At 57.8% G+C, this 9,909-nt stretch carries 13 protein-coding genes; 4 read left to right on the top strand and 9 right to left on the bottom strand.

From position 1 onward, the window contains the following. Window positions 1-223: 223 nt before the first annotated feature. Window positions 224-1,492 carry a multiheme c-type cytochrome gene (locus VO84_RS04925; RefSeq protein WP_082661721.1) on the top strand — a complete coding sequence of 423 codons (1,269 nt, stop codon included), beginning with the start codon at window positions 224-226 and terminating at the stop codon, window positions 1,490-1,492. A 30-nt stretch (window positions 1,493-1,522) separates the two neighbouring features. Here VO84_RS04925 and VO84_RS04920 read toward each other — a convergent pair whose 3' ends face one another. Further along, window positions 1,523-1,795, bottom strand: a complete 273-nt coding sequence (locus VO84_RS04920; RefSeq protein WP_058186178.1) for a DUF4242 domain-containing protein — start codon at window positions 1,793-1,795, stop codon at window positions 1,523-1,525. A gap of 171 nt (window positions 1,796-1,966) precedes the next feature. On the opposite strand from VO84_RS04920, the gene VO84_RS04915 reads away from it, so the two are divergent. Beyond that, on the top strand, window positions 1,967-3,160 hold the full coding sequence (locus tag VO84_RS04915; protein WP_058186177.1) for a VWA domain-containing protein: 1,194 nt from the start codon (window positions 1,967-1,969) through the stop codon (window positions 3,158-3,160). Between the two features lie 9 nt (window positions 3,161-3,169). Here the strand turns inward: VO84_RS04915 and VO84_RS04910 are convergent, their stop codons facing one another. After that, on the bottom strand, window positions 3,170-3,523 hold the full coding sequence (locus tag VO84_RS04910; protein ID WP_058186176.1) for an STAS domain-containing protein: 354 nt from the start codon (window positions 3,521-3,523) through the stop codon (window positions 3,170-3,172). Between the two features lie 283 nt (window positions 3,524-3,806). On the opposite strand from VO84_RS04910, the gene queG reads away from it, so the two are divergent. Beyond that, window positions 3,807-5,039, top strand: coding sequence for a tRNA epoxyqueuosine(34) reductase QueG (gene queG, locus VO84_RS04905; protein WP_058186175.1), 1,233 nt, complete (start codon window positions 3,807-3,809; stop codon window positions 5,037-5,039). 15 nt (window positions 5,040-5,054) lie between these two features. Here the strand turns inward: queG and VO84_RS04900 are convergent, their stop codons facing one another. Then, window positions 5,055-5,261, bottom strand: coding sequence for a cold-shock protein (locus VO84_RS04900; protein ID WP_058186174.1), 207 nt, complete (start codon window positions 5,259-5,261; stop codon window positions 5,055-5,057). A 358-nt stretch (window positions 5,262-5,619) separates the two neighbouring features. On the opposite strand from VO84_RS04900, the gene VO84_RS04895 reads away from it, so the two are divergent. After that, entirely contained in the window at window positions 5,620-6,552 is a 933-nt protein-coding gene (locus VO84_RS04895; RefSeq protein ID WP_058186173.1) for a YihY/virulence factor BrkB family protein, read from the top strand. An 8-nt stretch (window positions 6,553-6,560) separates the two neighbouring features. Here the strand turns inward: VO84_RS04895 and VO84_RS22405 are convergent, their stop codons facing one another. The 6 genes from VO84_RS22405 to VO84_RS04870 form a co-directional block, all read right to left on the bottom strand. Then, window positions 6,561-6,989, bottom strand: coding sequence for a hypothetical protein (locus VO84_RS22405; protein ID WP_197413897.1), 429 nt, complete (start codon window positions 6,987-6,989; stop codon window positions 6,561-6,563). A gap of 173 nt (window positions 6,990-7,162) precedes the next feature. After that, window positions 7,163-8,362 (bottom strand): YncE family protein, encoded by a 1,200-nt coding sequence (locus VO84_RS04885; protein WP_231737784.1) that lies wholly within the window; start codon window positions 8,360-8,362, stop codon window positions 7,163-7,165. Continuing rightward, window positions 8,343-8,492: a hypothetical protein gene (locus VO84_RS22400; RefSeq protein WP_157439728.1), complete on the bottom strand. Its 150-nt coding sequence runs from the start codon at window positions 8,490-8,492 to the stop codon at window positions 8,343-8,345. The genes VO84_RS04885 and VO84_RS22400 overlap by 20 nt, the downstream gene beginning before the upstream one ends. 18 nt (window positions 8,493-8,510) lie before the next feature. After that, the gene (gene ccsA / locus VO84_RS04880; protein ID WP_058186171.1) at window positions 8,511-9,218 is read right to left on the bottom strand and encodes a cytochrome c biogenesis protein CcsA; all 708 of its coding nucleotides are present in this window, start codon (window positions 9,216-9,218) and stop codon (window positions 8,511-8,513) included. Window positions 9,219-9,285: 67 nt separating this feature from the next. Continuing rightward, window positions 9,286-9,585 (bottom strand): HigA family addiction module antitoxin, encoded by a 300-nt coding sequence (locus VO84_RS04875; RefSeq protein ID WP_058186170.1) that lies wholly within the window; start codon window positions 9,583-9,585, stop codon window positions 9,286-9,288. Between the two features lie 9 nt (window positions 9,586-9,594). Continuing rightward, a complete protein-coding gene (locus VO84_RS04870; RefSeq protein WP_058186169.1) occupies window positions 9,595-9,876 on the bottom strand; it encodes a type II toxin-antitoxin system RelE/ParE family toxin in 282 nt (93 codons plus the stop codon). Window positions 9,877-9,909 lie beyond the last annotated feature (33 nt).

The raw sequence follows: 9,909 nt of genomic DNA, 5'->3' as shown, positions 1-9,909 counted from the left end.
TACCTCGTGCCATCTTGCTCTCCTCATTCCAGTGTGTCTCTTAGTCACTGGTACAAAGCAAGCCGGGCAGACCAAGACCTTATGCACAAATTATTCATGAAACTGTCTTGATACCTCCTACGTCTCTGCCAGTAGGAATCCTCGACGGCTCGTTGTTCGCAGATTTTCGAGTTCCGGACGTATACGATTGCCGCATCACTCAGGGGTAATAGAGTCGGCTGAGATGAAATCGAGAGACCAGATTTCAGACAGCTTCCGAGTGAAGACCGGGAACAAGCTGCGCGCAGGCGGAGGCATTCTCCTGCTGGCATGTGTTGCGCTGGCGCCAATAGTGCTTTCGCAGGCGCTCGCAGCCCCTGTGTCGACTCACGATCAGCCAAAGCCCAGTGCCTACGCGGGAGACGTAGCCTGTGCCCAGTGTCATCGCAAGCAAGCTGTAACTTACGCGTTCACCCCGCACGCTCGCGACTCCGCTCCTGCATCGGCTGGGCACATCCTCGGCAGCTTTCTTCCTGGGCGCGATCTTCTGCATACCTCGGACCACAACCTTGTCATCAAGATGACCTCCAGCCCCGACGGTTTCTACCAGAACGCCGTGAATCTCTCGGATCCGCAGAACCATCTCAGTGAGCGTTTTGACATAGCCATCGGCTCAGGCCGTCACGGGCAGTCTTACCTTTATTGGAATGACGACCAGCTCTATGAACTGCCGGCCTCTTACTGGGCGCCGGATCATTCATGGATCATCAGTCCCGGTTTCCCGGATGGGCAGGTACATTTTGATCGTCCCGTGGAGCCTCGTTGCCTGGAGTGTCACACCAGCTACTTCAGCTGGATTGCTCCCGACCCCAATCGCTTCGCAAAGACCGGCATTGTCTACGGAATCAACTGCGAGCGCTGCCACGGTCCCGGCGCCGATCACGTCGCTCGCGAGCGCGCCGCCACATCGCGCCAGGGTCCTCGCCTGGCTCCGGCAGACCTTGCCATCGTCAATCCTGCGCATCTCTCCCGCGCGCGGCAGCTCGATCTCTGCTCTCTCTGCCATGCCGGCGCAGTGGATTCACGTCTCCCGCCATTGACTTTCCAGGTCGGGGACCACCTCGAAGACTATCTTGCCATTCAGCCGGCAGCTCCCGGCGATGCAGTGGACGTACATGGCAACCAGGTCGGCGCTTTGGAACTGAGCAAATGTTTCAACTCCAGCAATATGACCTGCTCCACCTGCCACGACGTGCATGAGCGCCCCGCATCGGCGGAATCCTATTCCCGCCGTTGCCTTACCTGCCATCAAATGCAAACTTGTGGAAAATACCCGGTCCTGGGGCAGGCCATTCGCACAAAATGCGTCAGTTGCCACATGCCGCTTGGCGAATCCGACAAAATTGTCTCCAACACCGGCGGGCACACCCTGCGCATGCTCGCCCGCTCACACCAGATCGCTATCTATCCCACCGTTTCCGCGCGCATTGAGCGGAGCCTGGCGGAAAAATAGCCGCAGACCCGGTATTCTTTTCTGCGCGCGTTATTCCGCCGTCGTCGGGTCGATCACCGTTCGCACCTGCGCCACCGAGTTAGCAGGGAAGCCGCCCTGGCTGGCATGTTCCCGCACCGTGGCCTCGTCCGGGGCGATGTAGATGCAGTAAATCTTGTTGTCGGTCACGTAGCTCTGCACCCATTGAATCTGCGGGCCCATGTTCTTCAGCACTCCGCATGATTTCTGAGAAACCGCCTGCAGTGTCTCCGGCGTCATCTGCCCAGCCCCGGGAATCTCCCTCTCGATCACGAACTTCGGCACAGTACTCTCCTCGCGGTCTCAAAACCGCCATGTAATTGGTTGTGCAGCGAGGATAGTCCTGCGTTTCATTCGCGGCAACAAAAATCCCTCTGCAATCACATCTGTTACTTTCTGCAACGCCGCTCCGGCATTCGCGTCTAATCAACCGAAGCCATGCAATCCCCGCACGCTATGCATTCCAGAATTGCTCTCCCGCTTCTTGTCCTGGCGCTTGTCTCCATCTCCAGTGGCGCGCTCTCGCCCTCACTCTGTTCAGCCCAGCAGAACACCCCTCCGGCTGGTTCTTCGGCCACACTCCACATCCAGTCACGCGAAGTCATTCTCCCTGTCACCGTCCGCGACAAGCACGGGGTGCTGGTGACGACACTGCAGAAGACCGACTTCACGCTCACCGAAGACAGCCGTCCACAGGTCATCAAGGGCTTCTCTCACGAGACCAATCTGCCCTTTCGCATCGGCCTGCTGGTAGATACAAGCCGCAGCATGAGCAACGTGATACAGCAGGTACGCACCTCCACGGGAAAGTTCATCGACCTGATGCTGCCCGCACCGCCTCCCGAGAGCAAGGATCAGGCATTCCTCCTCCACTTTGACCGCGAAGTCGAGTTGCTCCAGGACTTTACCAACTCCCGTGAGAAGCTGCACCGTGAACTGGATGACATGAGCGCATCGCGACAGGAGCGCTATGAAGGCACGGACTCCGGTACTAACAACGGTGGCGGCAATGGCAGCAGCAATGGCGGTAGCAACGAAGACCGCCCCCAGCGTAGCCGTGGCGGAACCCAGCTCTATGACGCAATTTACCTGGCATCAGACGAGCTGATGAAGTCCAAGGATGGCCGCAAAGCCCTGGTTGTCTTCTCAGACGGAGGTGACCGCGGCAGCAAAGTCACTTTGAATGAAGCCGTGGACGCCGCCGACAAGGCGAACCTCGCCATCTACACCATCTTTTTCAAAGGTGAGCAGCAGGGCAATTCGAACGGCTTTCCCGGTGGCCATCGCGGCGGCGGCGGCTACCCTGGCGGAGGTGGCGGCTATCCCGGCGGCGGAGGAGGGTATCCCGGCGGTAATGGTGGCGGCCGCCGCGGCTCTGAGCCAACCAGCGGAAACGGCGTGGACGGCAAAAAGATCATGCAGCAGATCGCCGACCGCACCGGCGGCCATGCCTTTGAGGCCAAAAAGAAAGACGACCTCGACAACATCTATAAGTTGATAGAAGAGGAGCTTCGCAACCAGTACCTGCTCACCTACACACCGGACAAAGTGGATACCGAAGGCGGCTTCCACAAAATTCTGCTCAAGGCGAATAAGGACGATCTGGTCGTTTCCACGCGCGAAGGCTACTTTGCGCCGGAAGGGAAGTAAAGTAGCCTGTTACGCGGCTGTTTGCGCCAGCGTGCCGCGGACTGGAGAGTTCCAGTCCGCCGTGCATTCCACAAGAATGTGCTCCAGTCCCACCAGCGCCAGCACTTCCGATACATGTTTCCGCACGTCGCATAAGCGGAAGCTGTGTCCCGTGCTGCGCGCAGTCCCGTACAGCGCAATCAGCGCCGCAATGCCCGCCGCGTCTACGCGCTCAATCGCTGAGAAGTCCAACATGACATCCTGTGAGCGAACCAGCGGTTCCACATACCCCACAAGACGCAGATCGCTGCCTCGCACCAACTCTGTTATCCCGCTCGGAACCGCTACAATCGTCTGATTTTTTCTTTCCATTACCGTATTCATCGCAAACTCCCCTCCAGCGCGTCGTCCAGCCGGGTCCATCCCGATGCCTGCGCGCGCCGTTGTACTTCTTATTTGCACATAGCCTGCCAAAGCCGAAAGTGCTGAAATATGCTCAAATCAAAAGGAATAGTGGTGTTTCGGCCCTGTCCGTTTCAGCTCTGTTCTGTTCGTCTGCGTTCAGGCCGTCCGCTATCGGACATATGTGAGCCTCTACGCAAAGGGAAGGGAGGCGGTTCCAATCAAGCTGCAAAACTCCGGCCCCAGAACCGGTCAGGAATCAAGTGTGGAACCCACTCCGCAGGCGGATCCGCCTCGTTTGAGCCGCGATGTCGCTCGTTCTCTGGCTCTTAAGGCTGGATTCACCGAGGCCGGCGTCGTTTCTCTGCCGCATGAGAAGGAAGAACGGGATGCCAGCCGTTTTCAGCAGTGGCTCAAAGAAGGTCGCGCCGGAACCATGAGTTATCTCGAGCGCACCGACGACGCTGGTGCGCCCGTTCGCTCCCGCCTCCGCATTCCATTTCCATGGGCCCAATCCGCCATTCTCTGCTCAGCCAGCTATAACGGCTCGCAGCCGCTTTCCACGGATCACGCCCCGTCCGATGCCGGATGGATTGCCCGTTACGCACAATCCGGCCGCACAGATCCTGATGGTCAGCGCCGTCCCAGCGACTATCACAAAATTTTGCTCAAGCGACTTCACGCGCTTGAGGCGCACCTGCACCAGGAATACGGTGCATTTGAATCACGCGCTTACGTCGATACCGGCCCGGTAGTCGAGCGCTCACTAGCCGTCGCGGCAGGCCTCGGCTGGCAGGCGAAAAACACCTGCCTCATCCATCCAAAGCATGGTTCGTTCACCTTTCTGGCCGTTTTACTCACATCACTGCCAGTCCAAAGAGTAGAAGCGCCCACGGCGCCGCCTGCCGCGCAGGCTCCCGCGCCCATTCCAGACCGCTGCGGAAGCTGCCGTCGCTGCATCGAAGCCTGCCCAACGAACGCGCTCATCGCGCCCTACAAAATGGACGCCCGGCTCTGCATCTCGTATCTCACCATCGAGCATCGTGGTCCCATAGAGCCCGCGCTGATGGAGCAGATGGGCCGCCAGGTCTTTGGCTGCGACATTTGCCAGGATGTCTGCCCTTGGAATCTCAAGCTGTCACATAGCCCGGCCCCCGCGCCAGACCCAGGCCTCACGCCGCGTCCGGAGCTGGTCAACCCAACGCTGGACTGGCTTTCTTCCTTGACGGAGCAGGAGTTTGAGCAGTCGTTCAACGGCTCGCCTGTCCGCCGCGCAGGCTTCCTCGGGCTGCGGCGCAACATTGCCATCGCCATGGGAAACAGCGGCCAGCGTCGTTTCATCGCACAACTCCGCGCCTGGCTCCGGGCTCCAGTTTCGGAAACAGGAGCTCATGAAACTGGCGCAGGACTCCATGCCGCCGCGGAGTGGGCGTTAAAAAAACTGGAAGATCGCTCGTCAGAAAATCAATCTGAGATTCGATCTGAAGAAGAAAAGTGAAACCCCGCTGAATTTCTAAACGGCCCGCAGTACGTTTGCCGCGCTCAGCCCCTTGGGGCCCTGCTGGCATTCGAACTCAACCGAGTCGCCTTCGTTCAGCGTTTTATAGCCTTTTTCCTGGATAGCAGAGAAGTGCACAAATACGTCTTCACCGGTGGAGCGTTGAATAAAGCCATAGCCCTTAGCGCCGTTGAACCATTTCACAACACCTTGTTCCTTCATTCGCTTCTCCTCGTAAGTAGGTACATCGCTGTGCCGCCTCATCCGCCACGCATGTACGCACGGTCGGTGAGAGGGCTACAAGGGGGAAAGAGACACGCCTGCTGACCATCGATAGATGCTTGATTGGAGGGTTTTACGGGTGCGCTCGTGCTCCAGTTATGGCAGGATTTTGCATCAGATGCAAGCAGAAAATGCGTCGGAGCGCTTCCATACCCGCGAATGACAGCATTCGCACCACTCCGAAGTATTCTGAAATCAGAGAGTCTTGCGCGTAAAAATTCATACTCACGCTGTCCTGATGTCCATCCCGCGGCTAAGCCTCAAAATAGAACCAGAAGCTTAAAGTCAGGAACCATAAATGCCCGATCTCTCAAATTCCGATGTATCTTCCACGTCAGAAAACGTAGCCGCCTGCGAAGCGCCTGCCATCGTCACCCAGTCCACTGTGACGGAAACGCCGCCACGGCTTTCGAAATGGTACCTGCTGCGCAAAAGCGGTGCGGAGTTGGCGCAGTACCTCCTCGACAGCGAGGTGCACACCTTCGCCTTTTCCGTGGCTGCCAACTCCATTCTCTCGTTCATCCCCTTTGTGGCGTTGCTCTACACGCTCTGCTTCACCGTCTTTCATTCGCACGCCATGGCCGACGTCGTTAACGATCTTGTGGGCGACTACTTCCCCTCAACAGCCTCGGCCGGTTTCTGGGCGCAACTGAGGCTGGTCGTTCCCAGGCACCTGCAGATCGTCTCACTGATCCTGATTCTGATCTCCTGCACCGGCATTTTTCTTCCGCTGGAAGTGGCGCTCAATCAGGCATGGGGCGTCCCCAAGAGCCGCAACTATCTCATGAACCAGCTCGTCGCCTTCGGCCTCGCCATCTGGATGGTCATTCTGGGCATGGCGACCATTGCCCTCGGAGCCGGACAAAAGGCCGTGCTCGCATTCCTCATGTTCCACAAGGCCGACAACTGGTTTTACAACGCCGTGAACAATGTGTGGCTGGCCGCATGCAGCGGCGCAGCCTGTATCCTCTTCTTCTTTTCCATTTATTGGGTGCTGCCCAACTGCAAGGTGCCGTGGAAGCCAGTACTTCGCACCTCCATCCTTACGGGCCTCATCTGGCTAGCGGCAAAGTACATTTTTGCGCTCGTCCTGCCGCACATGGACCTGCACTCGCTCTATGGCCCGTTCTTCGTCTCAGTGGGATTACTCTTCTGGGGTTACATCTCAGGACTGATTCTCTTCGCCGGCGCACAATACAGCGTCTCGCGGTGGGGCAACAGCAAAAAGTAACAATTAACTCACTGTTCGATGACAATTTTCTTCGCGGATTCAATGCACGCCGCCTGCATCGCTTCGGGCTTCTCAGGCTCCAGCGGGCAAACTTCAAAGTCCGCATAAATTGTATTAAGCCAGACCGGGCCAGCTTTAAGCCGCATGCTTTTTTCCACGTTTGTGGGTAACTGCGGCGCTTCATTATCCAGGCTGCGGTATCGATCTATAGATGGGCCACTATAAATGCCCAATACGCGATTTGTTCCAATCTTCCAAAGTCGAAAAGACGGAGTGCCATTGCCCATTCTTAAGCGCCCGTGCGTCCAATAGCAGGACGATGCGATTGCTGGAGTCTTGCATGGGATTATCCGTTTAGAATCGCTCTCGGTCGCGTTTCCTGCTGTCCAAAGCATGAGCATCAATAGAAGCGGCAGAAGACGTATGGTTGGTTTCATGCTCGAAAGAGTAGCGCGAATCAACTGCCGCTGCAATCATCGCATCTTTGTCGCGGGCAATGTCAGCCCCGCCGGAGTTGCCGAGATTGAAAATGCCAGAGACATCCGGCTTCCGTTTGGGGTTGGCCATATGCTGCCGATCGGTCAGGATTGCAGGATATCATCTGCTGAATTTACTTCACGTTGAATCCCTTCACCGCAATCGCATTCGGCCCACGCCCCGCCGGCAGCAGCGCAAACAATGACCGCGTAGAAGTCCGGATTACCGACACATCACCAGTGCCCGTATCGACCACAAACAGCAGATGGCCCGCCTTTGAAAACGCCATCGCGGAAGGTCCATCACCCACATGCACCGATCCCGCCCGTTTGCCGTCGTCAATCGAGTAAAGCGTCACATACTGCGAGTGCGCATTCGCCACATAGAGCATCGAATTGTCGCTCGTCACCGCGCCACTCGCGGGGCCATTGCCGATCAGGTACGTCGAGCCCACCTCGTCCGTCGTGTTGTAAACCTCTGATACTGAGTTCGAGAGCGAATTCAGCACAAACGTCTCGCCGCCGTCAGGTTTCAGCGCCATATGCTCCGGCGCGTGCCCCACATCCAGCATCGCTTCGAGCTTGTCCGGCAGCGCTGTGCGTCCCGGCTGATCCGGCAACGCGAGCGCAATCGCCATCACCTGGTGCCCGCCCGCACAGCTTACAAGCGCTTTGGAAGAGTCCGGCAGAATCACCACATCGCTCGCGCCCGGACAGCCACTAAAAGTCGTCCGCACCCGCTGCGATGCCGCATCCACCACAGTCACCGAGTCCCCGCCACTGTTGGCAACCACCAGCGTCTTGCCATCTGCGGAGATCCGCGCAGCCTTCGGCTTCTCCCCCACGCCAATCGTCACAATCTCCCGCCGTGCCGCCACGTCAATCACTGAAACCATGTTCGAGCCGTAATCAGCCACATACGCCAGCTTCCCGTCATGGTCAATATCGATGGAAACCGGCTGCCTGTGTACAGGAATCGTCGCGCTGATAGCATTCTTCGTGGCATCAATCACGGAAATTGAGCCCTGTCCGCCCATCGGTCCGGAGTTCACCACGTAAACTTCGTTCTTCGTCGGACTCGCCGCCACAGCCACCGGATTCTGTCCCACAGAAATCTCGCGGTCCAGCCCCACATTCACTACATCGAAGATCGAAACCGTGCCACTCGCGCCGTTGGTTACATACGCATACTCGCGATAGTTCGCTGGGAACTGCGGAAAATCATGCGGGCGGCAGCCGGCCAACGCTACGCACGCCATGCCAATCGCCGCAAAACGGCTCAACAGGTTGACGGCTCCAGAGTGCATCAAATCCTTACCGGCTCCGGTTCTCATGCGTTTTCGCCGCACGCTTCTCCGCACGCCACTTCAGCGCCAGCCGCAGCAGGTACGCAAGCTGAATGGTCCACGTCGCCACATAGGCCGCAACCAGAAACTGATGATCGAGAATCGCCCTTGCGTCCATTGTCTTCCTTATCGCGCTCTAAGCGCGGCCTTCCAGCGCATCCAGCGCTTCGTACTCAGCATTCTTCTGCCGCCGGCGCTCCACCGCATAGCGCAGCCCCAGAATCAGCACGCCCCACGCAAACCACGCCAGCATATTCCATAGAAACGGCCCAATCATCGACTTGTCCATGCCCGATCCCTCTGCGCCCCCAAAAACCGGAGCCGGATGCTGCGTCCTCCACCAACGGTTCGACATGTACACAATCGGCACGTCCATCGCGCCAAAGATGCCCAGCACCGCGGCCAGCGTCTGCACCTGCGGCCCGGCGGCAAAGCGCCTCAGCAGCAGGTAGCTCACATAAATCAGCCAAAGCACCAGCGTCGTCGTCAGCCGCGCATCCCATGTCCACCAGATGCCCCACGCACGCCGTCCCCAGATAGGCCCGGTCACCAGCACCACGGTGCAAAACACCACGCCAACCTCGGCTCCGGCCAGCGCCCAGGCATCGCCCATCTGCGCCAGGTCCGGCTTGCTGCGCCGCCACGTCAGGTAACCAATCGATCCCAGCAGGCTCACCGCAAAAAAGCAAAACGCCACCGAGGCCGATGGCACATGGTAATAAATGATGCGGAAGATCACGCCCTGCATCGCGTCATCCGGCGCAACATAGATGGCCTGATAAAAGCCCCAGATCATCAGCGCAATCACCGCGACCGCATAACCGCCAATGGCAATCTTTTTCATTCGTAACCCCAGTTTACTTTGCGGTTTTGCTTTCAGTCTCCATCTTGTGATCGATTGGTGATCGGCATCACGCGGCCTTCGCGCGAGGCTTTACCTTCTGCAGCGATCTGCTCTTCGACGCAATCCACAGATCATGACCGCTCTGCAGACCGATCCAGAACTGCGCGGAGTTGCCGAAGTACCGGCTTAGCCGCAACGCCGTATCCGCCGTGATTCCGCGTTTGCCGCGCACTAGGTCATTGACCCGCGGAATGGAGATATGCAGTTCCTTGGCCAGCCGGTAGGCCGTCAGACTCAGCGGCTCCATAAATTCGGTCAGAAGAATCTCGCCGGGATGAATAGAAAACGCAAAGGGAATGGTCTCCATGTTTTGCTCCTAGTGATAATCCACAATTTCTACATCGTGCGCATCTCCGCTACGCCACACAAAACAGAGTCTGTATTGATCGTTGATGCGAATGCTGTGCTGCCCCTTGCGGTCTCCCGTCAGCGCCTCCAGACGATTGCCGGGCGGCACGGACAGATCGATCAATTGCGTTGCCCAGTACAGAATCGCCAGCTTCTTGAGAGCCGATGTGCGAATACTTGCTGGAATACGCCGGCTCTTGCCTGTCTCCCAGAGCAATTGCGTGTCGGCGTCGCTGAAATTTTCAATCAATCTCGATAATAACGATGATCGTTATGAACGTCA

This window comes from Occallatibacter gabretensis (assembly GCF_001449115.1).
GTDB classification, from domain to species: domain Bacteria; phylum Acidobacteriota; class Terriglobia; order Terriglobales; family Acidobacteriaceae; genus Telmatobacter; species Telmatobacter gabretensis.
Note: the sequence above shows the minus strand (reverse complement) of the source record. Positions and strands in the feature narration are given on the sequence as shown.

Bases quoted from the DNA above. Each gene is read 5' to 3' on its own strand.
- VO84_RS04915 (WP_058186177.1), top strand. From the start codon at position 1,967: ATGCATTCCAGAATTGCTCTCCCGCTTCTTGTCCTGGCGCTTGTCTCC.
- VO84_RS22405 (WP_197413897.1), bottom strand. From the start codon at position 6,989: ATGAAACCAACCATACGTCTTCTGCCGCTTCTATTGATGCTCATGCTT.
- VO84_RS22400 (WP_157439728.1), bottom strand. From the start codon at position 8,492: ATGGACGCAAGGGCGATTCTCGATCATCAGTTTCTGGTTGCGGCCTAT.
- VO84_RS04910 (WP_058186176.1), bottom strand. From the start codon at position 3,523: ATGAATACGGTAATGGAAAGAAAAAATCAGACGATTGTAGCGGTTCCG.
- ccsA (WP_058186171.1), bottom strand. From the start codon at position 9,218: ATGAAAAAGATTGCCATTGGCGGTTATGCGGTCGCGGTGATTGCGCTG.
- VO84_RS04885 (WP_231737784.1), bottom strand. From the start codon at position 8,362: ATGAGAACCGGAGCCGGTAAGGATTTGATGCACTCTGGAGCCGTCAAC.
- VO84_RS04900 (WP_058186174.1), bottom strand. From the start codon at position 5,261: ATGAAGGAACAAGGTGTTGTGAAATGGTTCAACGGCGCTAAGGGCTAT.
- VO84_RS04895 (WP_058186173.1), top strand. From the start codon at position 5,620: ATGCCCGATCTCTCAAATTCCGATGTATCTTCCACGTCAGAAAACGTA.
- VO84_RS04875 (WP_058186170.1), bottom strand. From the start codon at position 9,585: ATGGAGACCATTCCCTTTGCGTTTTCTATTCATCCCGGCGAGATTCTT.
- VO84_RS04925 (WP_082661721.1), top strand. From the start codon at position 224: ATGAAATCGAGAGACCAGATTTCAGACAGCTTCCGAGTGAAGACCGGG.